This window comes from Helicobacter sp. MIT 14-3879, assembly GCF_003364125.1.
The window spans coordinates 1-19,642 of the sequence record NZ_NXLP01000025.1; the positions used below are offsets into that span (position 1 = coordinate 1).

16 protein-coding genes and 1 pseudogene are annotated in these 19,642 nt (G+C 34.1%); 13 read left to right on the forward strand and 4 right to left on the reverse strand.

All coding sequences use genetic code 11. The features are described 5' to 3' along the window. Positions 1–613: pseudogene (locus CQA44_RS09020) on the reverse strand (hypothetical protein); the annotation flags it as partial. 95 nt (positions 614–708) lie between these two features. On the opposite strand from CQA44_RS09020, the gene CQA44_RS09025 reads away from it, so the two are divergent. Further along, entirely contained in the window at positions 709–1,083 is a 375-nt protein-coding gene (locus CQA44_RS09025) for a YraN family protein (RefSeq protein ID WP_115546931.1), read from the forward strand. 49 nt (positions 1,084–1,132) lie between these two features. On the opposite strand, the gene CQA44_RS09030 is transcribed toward CQA44_RS09025, so the two are convergent. After that, the gene (locus CQA44_RS09030) at positions 1,133–2,626 is read right to left on the reverse strand and encodes a CCA tRNA nucleotidyltransferase (protein WP_115546932.1); all 1,494 of its coding nucleotides are present in this window, start codon (positions 2,624–2,626) and stop codon (positions 1,133–1,135) included. A gap of 495 nt (positions 2,627–3,121) precedes the next feature. On the opposite strand from CQA44_RS09030, the gene CQA44_RS09035 reads away from it, so the two are divergent. The 3 genes from CQA44_RS09035 to CQA44_RS09045 all read left to right on the forward strand — a co-directional run bounded on the left by CQA44_RS09035 (position 3,122) and on the right by CQA44_RS09045 (position 6,076). Continuing rightward, the gene (locus CQA44_RS09035) at positions 3,122–3,766 is read left to right on the forward strand and encodes a hypothetical protein (RefSeq protein WP_147289777.1); all 645 of its coding nucleotides are present in this window, start codon (positions 3,122–3,124) and stop codon (positions 3,764–3,766) included. A 213-nt stretch (positions 3,767–3,979) separates the two neighbouring features. Continuing rightward, positions 3,980–4,483 (forward strand): DinB family protein, encoded by a 504-nt coding sequence (locus CQA44_RS09040; RefSeq protein WP_115546934.1) that lies wholly within the window; start codon positions 3,980–3,982, stop codon positions 4,481–4,483. Between the two features lie 441 nt (positions 4,484–4,924). Further along, positions 4,925–6,076 (forward strand): glycosyltransferase, encoded by a 1,152-nt coding sequence (locus CQA44_RS09045; RefSeq protein WP_181881850.1) that lies wholly within the window; start codon positions 4,925–4,927, stop codon positions 6,074–6,076. A 707-nt stretch (positions 6,077–6,783) separates the two neighbouring features. Here the strand turns inward: CQA44_RS09045 and CQA44_RS09050 are convergent. Further along, on the reverse strand, positions 6,784–7,416 hold the full coding sequence (locus tag CQA44_RS09050) for an RDD family protein (protein ID WP_115546936.1): 633 nt from the start codon (positions 7,414–7,416) through the stop codon (positions 6,784–6,786). A 5-nt stretch (positions 7,417–7,421) separates the two neighbouring features. Beyond that, positions 7,422–8,195, reverse strand: coding sequence for a uroporphyrinogen-III synthase (locus tag CQA44_RS09055; protein ID WP_115546937.1), 774 nt, complete (start codon positions 8,193–8,195; stop codon positions 7,422–7,424). Between the two features lie 110 nt (positions 8,196–8,305). On the opposite strand from CQA44_RS09055, the gene CQA44_RS09060 reads away from it, so the two are divergent. The 9 genes from CQA44_RS09060 (at position 8,306) to CQA44_RS09100 (ending at position 19,177) form a co-directional block, all read left to right on the forward strand. After that, complete coding sequence (locus tag CQA44_RS09060; protein WP_115546938.1) at positions 8,306–9,406, forward strand: Mrp/NBP35 family ATP-binding protein; 1,101 nt, start codon at positions 8,306–8,308, stop codon at positions 9,404–9,406. An 87-nt stretch (positions 9,407–9,493) separates the two neighbouring features. Continuing rightward, positions 9,494–10,618 (forward strand): 23S rRNA (adenine(2503)-C(2))-methyltransferase RlmN, encoded by a 1,125-nt coding sequence (rlmN, locus tag CQA44_RS09065; protein ID WP_408941384.1) that lies wholly within the window; start codon positions 9,494–9,496, stop codon positions 10,616–10,618. A 918-nt stretch (positions 10,619–11,536) separates the two neighbouring features. Beyond that, entirely contained in the window at positions 11,537–12,610 is a 1,074-nt protein-coding gene (pyrD, locus tag CQA44_RS09070) for a dihydroorotate dehydrogenase (quinone) (RefSeq protein ID WP_115546939.1), read from the forward strand. 49 nt (positions 12,611–12,659) lie between these two features. Beyond that, positions 12,660–13,928, forward strand: a complete 1,269-nt coding sequence (locus tag CQA44_RS09075) for a pitrilysin family protein (protein ID WP_115546946.1) — start codon at positions 12,660–12,662, stop codon at positions 13,926–13,928. 191 nt (positions 13,929–14,119) lie between these two features. Next, positions 14,120–15,109, forward strand: coding sequence for a DNA polymerase III subunit delta (gene holA / locus CQA44_RS09080; RefSeq protein WP_115546940.1), 990 nt, complete (start codon positions 14,120–14,122; stop codon positions 15,107–15,109). A gap of 86 nt (positions 15,110–15,195) precedes the next feature. Beyond that, on the forward strand, positions 15,196–15,693 hold the full coding sequence (gene rpsF, locus CQA44_RS09085) for a 30S ribosomal protein S6 (protein ID WP_115546941.1): 498 nt from the start codon (positions 15,196–15,198) through the stop codon (positions 15,691–15,693). 77 nt (positions 15,694–15,770) lie between these two features. Next, positions 15,771–16,385 carry a single-stranded DNA-binding protein gene (locus CQA44_RS09090; protein ID WP_115546942.1) on the forward strand — a complete coding sequence of 205 codons (615 nt, stop codon included), beginning with the start codon at positions 15,771–15,773 and terminating at the stop codon, positions 16,383–16,385. A gap of 156 nt (positions 16,386–16,541) precedes the next feature. Continuing rightward, on the forward strand, positions 16,542–16,796 hold the full coding sequence (rpsR, locus tag CQA44_RS09095) for a 30S ribosomal protein S18 (protein ID WP_115546943.1): 255 nt from the start codon (positions 16,542–16,544) through the stop codon (positions 16,794–16,796). 1,370 nt (positions 16,797–18,166) lie between these two features. Beyond that, positions 18,167–19,177 carry a KpsF/GutQ family sugar-phosphate isomerase gene (locus tag CQA44_RS09100; protein ID WP_258864975.1) on the forward strand — a complete coding sequence of 337 codons (1,011 nt, stop codon included), beginning with the start codon at positions 18,167–18,169 and terminating at the stop codon, positions 19,175–19,177. Positions 19,178–19,642 lie beyond the last annotated feature (465 nt).

Below are 19,642 nucleotides of genomic sequence, written 5' to 3' on the forward strand. Positions count from 1 at the left end.
GAAAAATAGTTTTAGCGTTAGAATTTTCTAAGAGGATTTTTAGATTCTTTGTGAGCTCTTCTTGCAGGACTTTAGGAGTACACACATGAGCTTTCGCAACAAGATTAAGGGGATTTACAATAAGTATTTCTACTTTGGGTTGTAAGAGAATGTTTAAGCACTCATTCAAATATTTTTCAGAACGTGCATCATTCAGGGACATGGGAGCTAAAAAGCAAAGCGCATTTTTTGCTTTATAAAAAGAAAATTTGGTGATATTGTCGCATAATATTTTACGGCAATAACGTTTCGCTTCCCATACAAACAAATGCTTTGGGAGTAAAGAGATTCTATAACACAAAATCTTAAAAATCTCAAAACTAGTAAAGAATTGCTTTTGCAATAGGCTATTAAAGACAAAATTATCTAGCACTTCATAGAAATTTTGTTCAATTTTGCTGCCTTGCTCAATGTTTTTAATATGTATCAGACAGATTTCTTCTAAAAATTCGATGTCTTTTTTATTGAGAAATTTGATACGCAAAGATAAGGCAACGTCTTCTTTTCGAATATGTTTCTTGATTCTTTTAAAGCATTGTGTGGTAGATTCTATTATTTTCTCTAGCTCTTGCATAAGTCCCCTCTAATCAGGTAGATTAAGAATGTATTATACAAATCCTTATCAAACAAGCTATAATTGTGTAGCCAATCCAACGTCAAAGATACAATATGCCAAAAACAAAGGGAGATTCTGTAAGAATAGGGAGGCAATATGAAGAAATTGCCCTGCAATATCTTGCTAGCAAGGGATTTGGTTTTATTGCCAAAAATTTTCATAGCCGTTATGGCGAAATAGATTTAATCATGCAAAAAAATGGGGTTTTACATTTTATTGAGGTAAAAAGCTCGCGCTCTATTAATCCGCTTTTAAAAATCACTCCGGCTAAACTACACAAGATTATCAAGACAATTTATGTATTCCTAGCACAGTATGAATATTCTTGCGATTTTTGCATTGATGCTTTAGCAATTTATCAAGATCATGTTGCATTTGTAGAGAATGTTACTCTGTTTTTTGAGAACTTTACTGCTTACAACACATAGATAATAGCAAGTTGTTTTCTTAATATTCAGGAATTGAGTTATTCAAAGCCTATAAAGAATCAATGAGAGTCTCTGCTAATGTGAGTAATTCTTCTTTTGTAGAATCTTGATAGCTTAAATGATTGGCTATAACATAATCTAAAAGCTTTTGCAATATTATACCTACTTGTTTTTTATTTATAGTTGGCGTTTTTATTTTCTCCGTGTTTGTCCATTTATTTTTCATCATAGCCAATATATCATCACCCCTTACATCAAGATGCGATAAGGAAAAGCATTCTTTCTTGTCTATAATATCTTGATACAGAATTTGTATTGCAAGGAGTGAATCTAATGAGGGAAAATCTGATTGGGTATCTCTACACGATTCTAATGCTTTAGCAATAGCAATATTGTTTTGCAAATAAAACCAAAATGTTTCTGTCCCGATACGCGATAAAAGATTTTTTATAGTTATTTTGTTAGTTGGCATTTTCTCTTGCTGCAATGATAAAAGAGCCATACTAGCACTTATCGTTTTATTGTCATAGCGCAGTCTTTTTAATGCAAGAAAAATGGTTTGTGTGTAGTTGTTAGCGTATTTTTGTCCATTTTTTTTATTGGTATGCTTAGTTATTGTCATCTCTTGTGCCATTTTAGATAGACAGAAAGGAGTGTTATTGAAAAAAAGAGCTAATCTCACACTTAGTCTATCTGAGGCATGTTGCAATGCGCGCATGTTGATTGTGTATTGCTGATAGGATAAGAGAGCAATTTCAGGATAAATAACATGCAAGATTTCTTTATAATACAGGGCTACTTGTGTGGCATATTTTCCTAACAGTAATTTGTTAAATTCCATTTGGATTCTCTCTTTTGCAATATATGAGAGCTTGGTTTTTTGGCTAAACATTGCTTTTTTTGTTACAGAATCAATATCAAAATGAGGCTCTAATGTCGCGCTAAAACGTAAGGCACGCATAATCCTTAATGCGTCTTCTTGTAGTTTTTCCAAAGCATCTCCTACACAAGCAATAAGGTGTGTTTTCAAAGATTGTATCCCTTGAAAATAATCATGAATTTGCATCAGACAAGAAATAGGTGCGTCTTTATTGTTTGATAGGGAATTGGCACTTTTCAAGGAACAAGCAATAGCATTGATACTAAAATCTCTTCTTGCTAAATCTCGCTCTAGGCTTCTTGTGAATATCACATTATCTGGTTTTCTACTGTCGCTATACCGCCCATCTATACGATAGGTTGTTACTTCTATGATGGGGTTTTTTTGGTAGGAAGATTCTTGCAATATTCCCAATGTGCCATACTGCAATCCTATCGGGATAATACGGAAACAAGGATTGTTGCTAAAGACTTCTATCACTTGTGCAGATGTGGCATCAGTAGCAATATCCCAATCTTTTGGCAGAATCAATTTGTTGTGCAAGATTCCACGTAGAATGTCTCGCACACATCCTCCCACAATACAGGCTTCAAATCCATGAGATTCTAAGGTTTGCAAAACAGTAAAAACAGTATGAGGCAAGGTGATTGTTATGTCTTTCATCACTGTGATTCCTTATATCCAAATGTTGCAAGCACCCATTCATAGATTCATTGCGACAAAAAAAGGGGTTAAGCAATATTCTTCTTAACATTTTATCTAAAGTTTATTTTTGGATATTAGTCTTGAAATTGCTTGTCATCGTTTTTATTTAAAACCAAAAGAGATAAGGCAATGATATGCCCTATCTCTTTCAACAAAATATTGTTCTCTTTGAGGAGATCAATCATATTGGCAGAATCTATGAGTGTCTTGTTGTAGTAGAGTAGATAGGTAGAGAGAGATTTTACATTTGTGAAGAAGAATACTTAATGACTGAATTCAGTAACATTTTATGTTCTTTGCACAGTTAAGTGCTATAAGATATTGATAGGTTGCTTGTGTTATGCAGAAGGCAACAACTTTATGTTATAATCTTCGCTTACGAAATCAGCATAAGGATAGATATGAAACAATCAGCTTTATTCAGCATTATTGCAAGCTCCATGCTGTATGCTCATGCAGCAAGCACGTCATCGCCCCCCCCCCCCCATAGTTAGCGACAACAGACAGTATAAAAGTAGTGGAAGCTCAATACTTATTTATGCAAAATTCGGTGCGGGAGCGTATTTTACCGCCGAGAAAGAGACAAATGTAAGTTTTACTTTATTGAATCGTCCCGTTACTTATAAAGTCAAGGCTGCTGCATTGGGGATTATGACAGTTCCGGGCATTTCTCTTTTTTATGGTTATCGCTATCCAAAAGGACACGGCATAGAGGCGGGTTTAGAATATGAATTTGATTATTCCTCTTTAGTTCCAGATAGCGCACAAAGGCAAATGTTGCATTTTTTTACTCCCGCACTTTATTATTCTTATCGTGGGAGCAAATATTATACGCGTGTGGGATTAGGCTATGATGTAGGGATTCCCTATAGAGTTACTAATGACTTAATAACAACAACTTCTTTCTTTCACGGTATAGCTATTTTATTTTCAGAAGATAGGATTTTGACTAAGAGGAATTCTTTGGGATTTTTTGCCAAACTTACATTTAGATACTTATCAGAAAGTGGAACATTTGCTTTATTCCACGTCTCAAAAAATCAATATGATCATTTTGCAGCTATATTAGGGCTAAACTATCGCTTTAAGGCTTTTTAGATTCTTTAGTGTTAAGAATCTTTCAACATTCTCATTTATGATACGATGTTAAATGTAAATAAACATCTATTGTTTAGCGCGAGTATTCTCTCTTTTTGCTATGGGTATCTACAGCATATAGCATCGATGCCACACTGATAGCAAGCTTCTCTGATATGTCATTCCTCAATTGTTGTGTTATAATACAGCTTTATTTTATTTCAAGGATTATTTATGCAAGAGGCTCTACTTTTACAGGCAAAATACAATCAATTTGCTAATAACAATATGTTTCATGTTTTAAAAAAGCTTGATAGACAAAGTTTGGAGCAAACATACAGTTGCCTCTATTTTGGTACTATTCTTAAAACATTAAAACACAATATTTCGGCAAATATTGGAATCTTTCTTAAGGAATTTAGTGTGTATGCCACTAATAAACCCGCAAATCTTAATAGGCTATTAGAATACAAAAATCTTGAGATAGAAAAAGAGAGTATTGAATCTATTGAAAGCATAAGCGCGCAAATTGATACGGCAATGATTGAAATCATAGAAAATATCAATAATTTTCATCAAGTTGAAACATTAAGTTTTCCGAACGTTGCATTTAAAAAGAGTCGCGCACAAATGCTATTAGCCATTCTCAATCATTCTATTCATCATCGCGGGCAGATTGCTGCGGCATTAGATTCCATAAAGATAGAAAATGATTTTGCAGGCATGTTGAGTATGTAGCTGCTAAGTATTCTAGTACTTCATATTCAATCAAGACTTTATTCAACATGTCTGCATCAATTCACCTTACTTTTACAAAATTCTTATATGCCTTTTGTAAGGGCAATCAATTGACATCATTTTTCAACAAGAGATAGTCTAGTAAATCCTTGTTGCTCATGTTTGGAAATAATATTGTCTCTTTAAACTGAAATAATAAAAAAGATAGAGAATACAAAATCTTTTATCCATATTGTGTAGCACACAAAAAATAAAATCTTAATGTAACTCTCACTCTTTATTGGGGCAGAAGCAAACTTGATTGTATTCTCAATCCTTTGTGTTTTTATTGCATGACCCTAGCTTTCTTGGCTAAGATTTATATCTTTCTGTTAAAAGTTTGGGAGACTAAGATACAATGAAATGTGTTTAGTGAGATTCTATTCATTCCAAGGAGCGTTTATGTATCTTTTTATCACAGTTAAAGATATTACAGAGAGAGGAGGAGGTGAGCGTGTGTGCATTAATCTTGTCAATGCGCTGGTAGAAGAATCCTTAAAAACAGATTCTCCATTAAGTAACCTGCATATTACCCTTATAAGTTTTTATCGCACACGCACAAATCCCTTTTATCCTCTCATGCAGCAAGCACAATCGCGTGTAAGCATTGTTTATCTTAGCAATACACAACCAAGCAGGAATCCTCTAAAAAAATTGTGCATAAAAACCTTACATCGATTCTATTTGAGTTATAGGATACATAAAATATTAATAAAAGCCGCTGAAGATTCCAAAAATGAAGAGATAAAGCTGCTTGCTAATGATGGGTTATTTGTCCCTATATTTAAGGTTAAGGGTATTGACTATCTTAGATTATGGCACATGAGAGCACCCAAAAAAGCTAGAATCTCATTCAAACTCTTTGATAGTATGATTATCCTTTCTCCCAAAGAATTGCTTATATGGAAAAAATATCATCATGATATTAGAATTATTCCTAATTTTCTCTCATCTCTCCCGTCTTCAAACATTTTATTGCAATCTCATAGCGACACACATAAAAGGAGAATTCTCTCTGTTGGAAGTATGGGTAAGGGCGATATTAAAGGATTCTTTAGGTTGCTTGATATTGCTAAGATTATTGCAGATAGCCCAATCTATAAGCAACATGTTTGTGAAGATTGGGAGTGGTTGATTATTGGAAGCGGTGTATTGCAAGAGGCATTGCAGAAGAAAATACATGCTTTAGATTTAGGTGATTTTGTGCGGATAGAGGATTTCAGAGAAGACATAGAAAGAGCTTATGTAACTAGCGATATTTTTTGTCTCACAAGTTACTCTGAGGGATTTGCTATGGTTTTGCTTGAATCAAATTCTTGGGGGCTGCCTGCTGTGGCTTTTGATATTGCTAGTGGTCCTAGTGATATAATCAAGCATGAAAAGAGTGGTTTTTTAATCCCTGACAATGATTTGCAGAGCTTTGCTGGCAAAGTCTTGCAGCTTATGGTCAATAAAGAACTCTTAGAATCTATGGGGCAATGTGCGCGAGATTATGTACGCAAAAAATTTAGTCAAGAAGCAATTATTCCTTTATGGAGAGAAGTATTACGATAAATTCTTGGATTGACCGTAATCTAGCCTAGATAATCGATTATTGTGTTTCAAAGATTGGCTAGAAATCTCTCTTTATGTGTAAGATTCTTTATCTACTGATGTTGTGAGAGTAGGGTGAGAGTCTAGGATTCTCTATCGCACATGCAAGTATAGGCATGCGTTGCTAGGGGGCTGACGTGTTTGTGGCAATGCCTATTTTTCAGCTTGTGGCTTTATTTATTGGGATTTACCTTTTTGCTGCATGTTATTGCTTCATGATATAATGTGCAATCTTGACTTCATGAGCTAAGTAAGCAAAAATGACAAATAGACAACATTTGTAAGTGTAAATATGAGCCTATATAATGAATTTATCCTTAGAATTGGCATTGGACAAAGATTCACTGCATTTTATGCGGACGTATGCAACGCTTTAAACCTTTGACTTATTAATTGTAGTAATCTCACAGATGTAATAATGTTTGCTTGAATCTTAATCCTGTGTGTAGGCAGATTCTAGGATTATAGATTGCTTCCTTGCACTCATAGCAACGATTAGCTTGAAATTCTTTAGTCCTCAAGTGTTAGGATAACAATTTGCAGAATCAAGTCTGATAGTTTAAGGGTTGCTGCTATGATAATTTTGATGATATTGCAAACTTATCAAATACCCATAGATAGAGTTTTAGATTCTATGAGATATGCAATGTCTTTGACATAACTCTTATTCATGGTTGAGACAATCTCTTGTTGTTTATGGAGATTTTTGGACGATTCGCCTTATAGATAATTTTCGTGTCAGATGCAATTTCGTGTAAGCTTCTTTTATCCTTACGTAAGAAGTAAATTATCCACAGAAACATACTCAATTCTATAAGCCAGACAACAATAAAAACAAAAGCTTGCCAAGCTTTTGGTTTGCTAGGAGAATGAGATTCTGTAGAGTTTGTATTGACGTGAGATTTTTTTTCTTGAGACAATTTTTGCTTTTGATGAGAATCTAGGCTGACTAGCATAATTTCCGCATAGCGAAACCCCGGCGTCTGACCTGCTATCCACAAAAACAAAAAGAGGATTAAACAATAGATTCCTCCACAAAGTGCAATTGCTATTTGATTGTTTAAAAAATCCTCTTTGCCGTCTAAGATTACATAGGTAACAATATACAATAATGGCATATTGATTAGAAACATATCCGTGATAAAAGCCTTAAGCCTCGCGATAAGGAAACCTTTATTGTTAGATTCTGTGTTTGTAAGAGAATCTAATCTTTTTACTGTGCGCCCATCAAGGAATTTATTGGTTAAAGTTTTACGTGGTTTAATGCGACAAGTTGCTGAATGATTCTTTAATTTTTTCATAATTTTTAGTGTGAGGTATTATCAGCAGACAGACTGTGTTGCAGAGGTGTTGTGTTACAAAGGGCTTGAGCGGCTTGTAATGCTTTTTGAAAATTTCCCCTTGCATTGAGCTTACGTATGTCTTCGTCAAAGGATTTAAAGGTTGTGTCGCCTAAGGAAATAGCAAGCCACGAGGGATTCCATCTGTAATATTTACAAAAAGTTCTGTAATGCTTAGGCGAACCAAAAATAAAAATGCTTTCATCTGCAAAGGTATCGTTGGGAGATATTGGCATGCTTTGAGATTCTGTATTATGAAGTTGAGGTGTAACAGATTCTACGCTGGAATACACAATAACCTCTTGTATAAATGAATCACAAAGAATTTTACTAAAGTCTGTTGCCTTATCTTTACCCCGTATATAGAGGATTTGCTTGCCCGTTGCAAGAGGCGCGATAAGTTTGGCGAATTGTTCTCCGCTAACGCATTCTCCATCTTGTAAATCTTTGGGTGATAGGGCGTGTGTGCCGCCTTTTTCTAACCATATTCTTTTACTTTCCTCTCCAATGAAAAAAGCTGGTTTTGCGTGCAGTGCAGTAAAACATGGATGGTTAATAACTGCTTTAAGTGCATTTTTAGAAGTAAAAAGCAAATAATCTGTTTTGTTAATCTCTTCAGGATTTATCTCAAAATCATGAAATTGGATTGCCAATAGCGAAAGTAAATGGACATTATCATGATGCAATAGGCTATCTTGAGTAGCGATAGGGTCATTATCAGATTTCAGAATATAAATCATGTAACTACACGCCTTTTAAAGCTGAACTTCAACTATTATTATATCAAAAGCATAATAAATTCCAATCTTTACGATAAAATTAGCCAATATTTTTAATCAAAAGGAAGATAATGCAAAAAATCATTACAAAAGAACAAGTTTTAGAATCTCTTAAAAAAGTTATTTATCCCAATTTTGAAAAAGATATTGTACATTTTGGTTTTGTTAGCGATATTCAGATTAATAATAATGTGGGTTACATAAAGATTATGATTCCATCAGGTAACGAAGAAGTTATCGCGGAAGTAAAAAGGAGAGTGCTAGAAGAAACCAAACATTTAGGCTTTACTAATCTTGATATAGAAACTCATACTCCTAATACACAAAAACAAAGCAGACAACAAGCTGCACAACAAACAAAAAATATTGCTCCTCATATAAAACATTTTGTTATGGTGAGCAGTGGCAAAGGCGGTGTAGGTAAATCAACCTCAAGTGTGAATCTTGCGATTTCTTTAGCTAAAAGCGGGAAAAAAGTCGGCTTACTCGATGCTGATATTTATGGTCCTAATATTCCGCGTATGTTAGGGCTAGAGGATATGCGTCCGCAGGTAAGCCAAGATGGTAAAAAACTTATTCCCTTAGAAAAATTTGGGATTAAAATGATAAGCATGGGTGTGCTTTATGGGAGAGGAGAGAGCCTTGTTTGGCGCGGTCCTTTAGTCATGCGGGCTATTACGCAATTACTTCAAGATGTGGATTGGGGAGAACTTGATATGTTGATAATGGATATGCCCCCGGGAACAGGTGATGCGCAGCTTACCATAGCACAAAGTGTGCCTGTGGGAGCTGGCATTAATGTAACAACGCCACAAATGGTGGCAGTTGATGATGGATTTCGCGCGCTTGATATGTTTAGTAAGTGTCAGATTCCAATCTTTGGTATCATTGAAAATATGAGTGGGTTTCTCTGCCCTAGTTGCAACACAATATATGATATTTTTGGCAAGGGGAATGCTAAGAATCTCGCAAGTGAATTTGGCACAGAAATAGTAGCTAAGATTCCCTTAGAGCCAAAAATTGTAGAATCTAGCGATGCAGGTAAGCCTATTAGTTTTTATATGCCAGATAGCCATGCAAGTAAAGTGTATATGGCATGCGCAGCAAGATTAATTGATTTTTTAGAAACAGTGAAAGCAGATAATAAGGGCATACAACCTACAAATGTTTAAATCTAAGGAATAAATGTGCAATATGAAATAGATGAAGATTCCAAACAAAAATCTCAATATGCAGATACAGAATCTACAAAACATAATATCTACGCATTTCTTCCCGAAGAAATATTTGCAATAGAGACACTTCATCATTCTCACTCAGAGAAACTGCAAGAAAAATTTCGTGCAAAACAAATATATGGTTGGCTTTATAATAAATATGTGCTAGATTTTGATTCCATGAGCAATATTGCTAAGGCACATAGAGAAAGATTGGCTTCTGTATTTAGAATCTCGCATTTACAAGTCAGACACATTGAGCAAAGCAGCGACGGAACAAGAAAATATCTCTTCCAAACGCACGATAATCTTCTCTTTGAATCCGTTTTTATCTTAATGCGTGAAAAGGTCATTGATGATGACGGTAAGATTCTCAAAAGTGAAAAATATACTTTTTGTCTCTCTAGTCAAGTGGGTTGCAGAGTAGGCTGTGTTTTTTGCTCAACTGCTAAAGGAGGCTTTGTGAGAAATTTGAATGCAGGCGAAATAGTCGAGCAAGTCGTGTTCTTAAAACGTGATAATCATATAGATTCTCATAAGAGTGTCAATATCGTCTTTATGGGCATGGGAGAGCCTTTAGATAACTTGAAAAATGTTGCAAAAGCAATCAAAATCATCAGTCATAAAGATGGCTTAAATATTGCAACAAGGAGACAGACTATTTCTACAAGCGGCATTGTTCCTCAAATCGAAAGGCTAGGGGCGATGAATCTGGGAGTACAAATCGCACTTTCTTTGCATGCTGTGGATGATTGTTTGCGAAGTAAGCTTATTCCTATGAATAAAGTTTATAACATTGCTAAAGTCCTAGAATCTCTGAAGAAATTTCCTCTGCAAGCGCGTAAGAGAATCCTCTTTGAATATCTTGTTCTCAAAGATGTCAATGATAGCTTAGAACATGCTAAAAAGCTTGTCAAACTCTTGCATGGATTCCGCGCTAAAGTCAATCTCATTCCTTTCAATCCACATAGCGACAGCGTGTTTGAGCGTCCAAGGAGAGAAAAGTTAAAGCTTTTTGCGGATTATCTCTATGAAAGGGGTATTGTTGCCACTATTAGAGAATCCAGAGGCTTAGACATTAATGCGGCTTGCGGGCAACTAAGGCAAAAAATTCAGAATAAAGATTTTCTTGAGGATAAGATTGCGTTAAACAACAATCATGTTTAGAAAATTGAGGGTTTGAGCTACCACTTGTGTTGTGAAAGGTTGTGAGAATTTATACCTCATATTTACCTTTTGATTCTGTGTTAAAAGAGCTAAATAGCAATTTTTAGATTATTGTTATTAGCAAAAGAGATTTGAGCAAAATCATTTATAATATGAGATAAATCTGCAAGAAACAACAAGTGTGTTGCATACCTTATAATGATGTGTTATTGTATTTATTTTTCTAACAAATCTTTCCACCTCATGCTCTTAAGGATATGGAGAACATGGGGTTTCCTGATTTAAGCATGGCTTTTTAAAAACATACTTCTGAAGTTTCTTTAATAAGGCACACAGATTCTTTAGTAAGATTTAATTTCTTTAATTCAATATTCTAATCAATATTATTTGAGTATAATGTATTTTAATCCTTTGTCTTTGCTTAAGAACCTGTAATATTTTAATTATGAGGGGCTATGAGAGCGATGAAGTCTTTATAAGTCTTGAATCTCTTTGATTGTGTTGTATCAAATTCTCTATCATGTAAGCGGTTAATAATACAGAATGAGTAGAGTATTAATAATGCTAAAAAGAATTTTATACAAAAAACTTTTAGAGTTTGGATTTAAGTATTTACTCTTATAGAACAAATTTTAGCAATGCCAAACTAATTCTCTTTCAAAAAAATGTTAGGTATAAGTAGAAAAAGTTTTTTGAGATAATCTTGTCTTATTTTTGTGTGTTTGAATAACGCAAATTCATGAATTAGGAATGCGTTATTTTGAGAGCATGGCTTATTATATCGGTTTTGAATGATTGATGAACAAGGAAAAATTAAGATAATTTTTAAAAACAGGTGAAATTAATTTTTGACTATTTTTCAAATCTTTTAGGTTATAATTGATGATTTAAATGAAACTGCAAGCTAAAAGGAGAAATATGAGCTTTTATCAAAAAATAAAGCCTATGCTTTTTAAAATGGAACCAGAAAATGCGCATAATTTTGTTACAAAACTCATGTTAATTCCACCCAAAATCCCCTTTTTAGAATCTTTTTTAGCAAATTCTTATTGCCGTGTGTATAAGAATCTCGCACAAGATATTCATGGTCTGCATTTTTATAATCCCATCGGTCTTGCAAGTGGTTTTGATAAAAATGCAGAATTTGTACGCGGCTTGGCTGGGCTTGGTTTTGGATTCTTAGAATTAGGCAGCATTACACAAATGCACCAAGAGGGCAATCCTAAACCCAGAATCTTCCGACATGTAGCAGAAGAGAGCATTCAAAATACTTTGGGTTTTAATAATATAGGCGTACGCGGCATGCTTGCTAACCTTAAGAAACATTATCCTTTTACCGTGCCTTTAGGCATTAATATAGGAAAAAACAAAAATCTTGTTCTAGCAGATTCTTTAAAAAACTATGAACTTAGTTTGGAGGAATTAAAAAATTATGGCGACTATTTTGCTTTTAATCTGTCCTCACCTAATACTCCTAATTTACGCGATTTACAAAATGAAAACTTCGTGGGTGAATTATTAAATATGGCAAGAGGCATTACACAAAAACCACTCTTTATAAAGATTTCTCCAGACATGGAAATAGATACTATGCTAGCAGTATGTCAAAAGGCAATAGAGTGTGGTGTCAATGGTATCATTGCAACGAATACTACAATCGATTATAGTGTCATTGCTAATCCTATACAAAAAGACGGGATAAATGTAGGTGGAATTAGCGGCAGGGCATTATGCGAGAAATCACGAGAAGTTTTTAGAATTTTGGCAAAGCACTTTTTTGGAAAAACAACTCTCATTTCATTAGGAGGTATTAGCGATTCTAATGAAGCTTATACGCGTATTAAAATGGGGGCATCTCTAGTGCAAATTATGAGCGCTCTTATCTATCAAGGTCCTTCATTGGTTGCAAGAATCAATAAAGAACTGCATGAGAAACTCATAGCCGACGGATTTAGCAATATCACAGAAGCAATTGGGAAAGAAATCGCGTAACGGAGAATATATGTATAAGGCATGGAAGTTAGTATTATTAGGAGTCATTATGAGTAGTTTAGCACTGGGTAGTGTCCTGCCTCAATACGAAACGAAAACATTGAGAAATGGTTTGCAAATTATTGTGATTCCTCTGAAAAATAATAGTAATGTTATCGAAACGAATGTATTTTATAAGGTTGGTTCTCGCAATGAAATCATGGGGAAAAGCGGTATAGCGCACATGTTGGAACATTTAAACTTTAAGACAACAAAAAATCTACGTGCAGGTGAATTTGATGAAATTGTTAAAAAAATGGGTGGAACTGATAATGCCTCTACAAGCTTTGATTACACACGTTACTATATTAAGTCAAGTGCAGATAATCTTGATAAATCATTAGAACTTTTTGCAGAACTTATGCAGAATCTTTTGTTTGTGGATTCTGAATTTCAATCTGAACGCAATGTAGTTGCTCAAGAGAGATTATGGCGCACAGATAATTCTCCTGGTGGTTATCTTTTCTTTAGATTCTTTAATACTGCCTATGTCTATCATTCTTATCATTGGACTCCTATTGGCTTTATGAATGACATACAATCATGGAATCTCGAGGATATTAAAGCCTTTCATAGTCTTTATTATCAACCTCAAAATGCTATTCTTATTGTTGCGGGAGATATAGAATCTTCTAAAGTCTTTGAGGGGGCAGAAAAATATTTTGGCAATATTAAAAACACAGGCGAAATTCCGCAAGTTAAGACGGTCGAACCTAAGCAAGATGGAGCAAGGCAAGCTTTTATTAAAAAAGATACAGGTGGTATTGAATGGTTGATGATGGGATTTAAAGTACCTCAATTTAACCATGAAGATCAGGTTGCCCTAGAAGCAATCAGCGATATTTTGGGCAATGGCAAAAGTGCTATTCTATCTGCTTTGCTGACCGATAAACTCAAGCTTGCTTCTGCCGTAAGTGTTTATAATATGAGCTTGATTGATGAGGGTATGTTTATTATCATTGCAACGGGTAATGCGGGAATAAAAGCTAATGATTTAAAGATTGAAATTTTAAAAGAAGTTGAAAAACTTAAGAAAACTTTGATTGCACAAGACCAATTAGACAAGGTTAAGACCAATACACGTGCAGCATTTATTTATAGCATGGAAAGTGCTAGTTCGGTAGCTGGGTTGTTTGGCTCTTACTTTGTGCGTGGAGACATCAAGCCTTTACTATATTATGAAAAAAATCTTAATGATTTGAATCCTAAAAAGATACAAGAGGTTGCAAAGAAATACTTTACTTTGGATAATTCTACCACTCTCATTATGACGAAGTAACCCGTGAACTTTATTGTTTAACCCTTATCTCTCCTTGAGCTATATAGATTCACATGTAAAAACAGAATCTTCTGTGAGATTCTGCCAATACAAAATATTTGGGCATGGATACAGACTGATTGTGCAATAGGCAAGCATCAATATAGTTTAGAATACTCAGGATAAAATTCAACACCACAAAGAGTAAGAATATGACAAGAAATGGCTTAGAAAAAATGCTTTTAACAGACTTACCACGTTGCATTCTTCTCTACGGTGAAAATGAATTTCTTATTAATTATTATTCCAAAATGATACAAAATAAACTTGAAGGCAATATCTCCACCTTTTACTTTGGGGATTATCATCACGAGCAAGTACTTGGATTCTTAGGAACAAACAATCTCTTTGGAGAGAAAAGCTCTCTAGTCATCAAACATTATAATGTTTTCAATAAAAAACAACTTCAAGAAATTTTTTCTACTCTCACTCATAATCCTAATAGCTTTTTAATTGTTGAACTTCATAAATCTCCTAATATCAGCGATACGGAGTATGCAAAACGCTTTAAAGCTATGAGTGCCCTTTTTAAACCAACCAATAAATTTAAAGAAGTCTTTGAAGTACGACTCTACAATCCCTCATTATCTGAAATGTTGCAGATTTTAAGCAAAAGGGCAAAAGAATTGCAGCTTCCTATAAATTCCAACTTACTTGAATACCTGCTTACAATTCAATATTATGACCTCTCTATTGCTTACAGTGAATTAGAAAAATTCATCTATTATTCATCTATTGATAAGCAGCTAATTGATGAACTAAGTTACAGTTTAGGCAATGTGAATATAGACTTTTTGCTCAACGCACTCTTTGACAAAAGAAATAATCTTGCTAAGATTTTACATACTCTGCATGATGAAGGGGTAGATAATACGGAGTTATTGCGAGAATTACATCGTTATTTCTATATCCTTTTTAAACTCTATGGGCATTCAAGACAATATGGGAGTATGGATTGTAAGCAGGCTTTAGGTTATCAACCGCCAGCACATATTTTGGAGATTTGGAGTAAAAGAAGCCTTAAGCTTACGACACAAAAATATCTTATGCTATTTGATTTATTGAATGCTTGGCGCAATGCACAATTTCATGGAAAAGATGTGAGCATGCAGTATTTAGTTGCAATTCAAGAGATTTTATGATATAATCTAGCCTTTTTATTTTATGCCTTGTTCTATCCAAACACACTTTTAGGGACTAGAACTTTAACCACAAGGAGAATATATATATGAGCGAACACAAAGTCAATAAACGTCATTATGAAACCATGTTTATCATTAAGCCTACTTTGGTAGAAGAAGAAATCAAATCAAAGATTGAATTCTTCAAGGAAGTGATTACAAAAAATGGTGGCGAAATAGAAACTTGTTTAGATATGGGTATGCGCACACTTGCGTATGAGATTAAGAAACATTATAGGGGTTATTACTTTGTGATTTATTTTAGAGCAGATTCCCTATTAGTAACAGAACTTGTGCGTTTGTATAGGATTCATGAAGAAATTTTGCGTTTTATTGTTATCCGTTATGAGACTAAACGAGAACAAAAATCATGGCAGACGCTTGTTGATAGGGCAAATAAAAAACCTGAAAAACAAAAAACTCTCAAAAAAGATGAAACCCATCAAAAGAGTACAGATTCAGAGAGCATAGAGAATACAGAGCCTCAAGATTCCAAAGAACATCATACAGAGAATAAATCATTAGAACAAGATCATAATCTATGAGTATCTCTTAATAAAACCGCCTCTTAAAGCGGCATATAAATAAAAGACAATAAGCTTTATTGCGTAAGGGTTAAATTATGTTTAACAAAGTAATTATTTTAGGCAATCTTACTCGCGATGTTGAACTACGTTATCTGAATACAGGAACAGCTATTGCAACCATTGGTTTGGCAAGTAACCGTAAATATAAAAAACAAGACGGTACTCCTAATGAAGAGGTATGTTTTATCGATGTTACTCTTTTTGGAAGAAGTGCTGAAGTAGCAAATCAATATCTTAAAAGGGGTTCTAAGATTCTCATAGAAGGTCGGTTACATTATGAGGCTTGGCAAGACTCACAGGGAAATAAGAGGAGCAAACACACTGTCATAGCTGAAAATATGCAGATGTTAGATTCTAAGCCACAAGGACAATATGCCACACCACAAGGTGATTGGGCACAGGATTATGCAGGAGGATACGGCAATCAAACACACAACACCTATGGACAACCTGCAAATCCCTATTACCCCAATCAGATTCATGGAAATCCTACAAGTACAGCACAACACGTCATTCCCAATACCCAAACCTCTAACACTTATTTGGAAGGACAAAATATTCATAGCACGTCAAATAATGGCAATACGCAAAGCTACAGTCAAGATTTACCAGAAATTAATGTTGATAGCGATGAAGAAATTCCTTTTTGACATTTTGAATCTTTGATTTCTTATAAAGATCGCGTCTCTGTATCGAACAGGATAACAATATTTAAGCAGTGAACAACTAAGATTTAAGACAATGTAATGTGATTAGATTTTCTTAAATCTTATAAAAGATTGTTTATTTCATTAAAAGGATAAATGATGGAACGTAAAAAATATTCTAAAAAATATTGCAAATATACAGAAGCAAAAATTGAGTTTATCGATTATAAAGATATTGAAATGCTTAAACATTCCTTGTCAGAGCGATACAAAATTATGCCAAGAAGATTAACGGGCAATTCCAAAAAGTGGCAAGAGAGAGTAGAAGTAGCCATTAAACGTGCTAGACATATGGCACTTATTCCTTATGTTATAGATAGCAAAAAAGTCATTGAAAATCCTTTCAAGCTTTAATCACTTTCTTAAGCAAATCGCCCAATCAAATAAAGAATAATTATCAAGCATAATGACTATATGGTTTGGTTATTGGTTCATAAAGAAATTGCAAAGAATCAATGTTTGATTCATGATACAAGGAAATAGATTTGCATTTTGATTCCATAGTATCAAGATACAAATCTACACTAAATGACTTATTCTGTAGAGATTTAGCTTATGATTAGCAAGTTTGTTTGCGTATATACTGCAAGAGCCTTTTAGTTATTTTTCTTATTCTTCACAGATATGATATTTATAGGCATGAGGATTCTTGATACATAAAATAGCTAACAATTAAGACTTAATAATGCTAGCTGCATGATTCTTTTAATCCCTCCTAAACTGCACTTAAATAGATGAATTGGTAAGCAAATATTCTATGCTTGAAAGTTATCAAGAGAGATTCTTAACGCAATGAGCTAGAGGTAAGCCCAAGACAACGTTGATAAGAAATAAATATATCACGTAAATTGCACGTGATATATTCTGTCAAGTTGTTTAAAAGGATTTCATGCTAAAATGAAATGATAGCGATCAACCTTTGCAGTTACTAGCCAACTTCTACTATGAAAGTAGATTACTTTCTTCTATGTGCTATTCCCAAAAGGGATTAATATTTTTAAATGCGTTCTCCTCTCAAGATATTTTGAGTTTAGCTACGGTGAGGATACTTTAGTTTTCTATAATGCTTTAACTAATATCGGTATTGAATCTGATTTGTCATCTATCTCAATAAATGTCATAATGCCACATTGATTATGATATGCAAAATCTTGCACACCAATACCTTCATTAAGATTCTATTACGTTGATATTGCTCAAGCAAGGATTAAGCTATCCACTTTATTCATCGTCTGTCTTTGGAATCTGTGTTCCAAAAGAGATTCAGAAATCGATATAGCTTTATTGACAGATGCTTGGTGTGGTGTGTTTAGTGTTATGCCAGATAACATCATAAAGGTTGAATATCCATTTATGATTTCTTTAATCACCCATAATCTACTGTGTTGGACTTTTGAATGGATTGATAGAGAATCAAAACTTAGAGATATTTAACCCACATTTAGCCTAGATAAAATCAAACCACTTCTTTGCTTAATCGCTGGAGACGGGCTAAAAAGTTTTTGGTATAATGCAATTTAAAATTTTTAATCGGCATCAATAAATTATTAGGTAATAAGCTATAATGCAGATATTTTTTGGAATTCACACAGAGCAAATCTTTATTTATTTTAGGCTTTATAAGTATCAGTAGAATCTATCATGGCTTATGCTGTTGATAGGTTATCAAAGATTATGCTTTGCTTAAGTGTTCCTTAGAATTAAATAACATTGAGGAGATGGCTTTGCAAGCATTAGATTTTCAAAACATTTTTCTTCAAGCACTCCAAGCAGAAGCATTTGCTCTCTGTGAATATAAAGGAGATTTAAGCGATTTAGATTCAATTATCAATCTGCTACTTAATATACAGGGTAAATTAGTTCTTATAGGTGTTGGTAAAAGTGGTTTGGTAGCCCAAAAAATTGCGGCTACATTTTCTAGCACGGGCACCCCAAGTTTTTTTATTCATCCCACAGAGGCAATGCACGGTGATTTGGGTATGCTAGACTCTAAAGATTGCGTTCTAGCTATCAGCTACAGTGGCGAGAGTGAAGAAATCATCAATATTTTACCCCACATTAAACGACAAAAGATTCCTATCATTACTTTCTCAAAGGCAAAAGATTCTACAATGTCGCTTATGGGGGATTATTTTTTGCCCATTACAATTACTCAAGAAGCCTGTCCGATACAGGCTGCTCCCACAACCTCTACTACGCTTACTATGGCAATGGGAGATGCCCTTGCTATTTGTCTCATGCGTGCAAAAAATTTTAGTAAAGAAGATTTTGCTATGTTTCATCCGGGTGGTAGCCTTGGACGTGAATTATTTGTCAAGGTTTCAGATATTATGCAAACACACAACTTGCCCCTATTAAGTACCACAAACAGTTTGAAAGAAGCCATTGTTACTATGACGCAAGGGCGATTGGGTAGCGCTTTCTTTGTGGATTCCAATCAGTGTCTATTGGGGGTTTTAAGTGATGGTGATTTGCGTAGGGCTATGTTTGATAAACATTTTAGTTTGGAATCTCGAGCTTTTGATTATGCGACTAAAACACCAAAAGTGATAAAGGATTCTAATACCCTAGCAATTCAAGCATTAAACATCATGCAAGATTCTAAGATTCAAATTTTACCTATTGTGAGTGCGCATAATGTTTTAGAGGGTGTTGTGCATTTGCATACTTTATTGCAGGCTGGATTCAAATTAGATTCTTCAACAGATAAGCCCAATAATTGCTTGTCATACTAGATATGCAAATTGTAAAAATAATTTTATTGTTCCATAGTTATACAGCGAGTCATCGTTTTATCATGTATCTTCCCCAAGATTCTGTGCGCTAGAGTACTTAAAAGTTATTTTTTATGATAGAGAGATTGAGTGGGTTAAACATTAATGCTATATTGTTGTGTGCAAGGAGAGGCTAGTTTTAATGTGATTCATGCGGGGATAGAAATCGAAATCCCTAAGCATGTTCATTATAGTAAATTAAAACTTCTTATAATGAATATGAATGTATGGAATTGTTCTTCACCCTTCACAAGAGAAACACAACAAGGAGTATTCCTTGTTGTGTTTCTTATTTATTCTTTGTTCTCTCTTTGAATGGATTGATTCTCTTTTTTCTCTTTAATTCTTGTATTGTATTCTTTACATATTCTAATCTTATCAAATCTCTTTCTATCTTTCAAATCCCTTTTTTACTCTTAATAATAT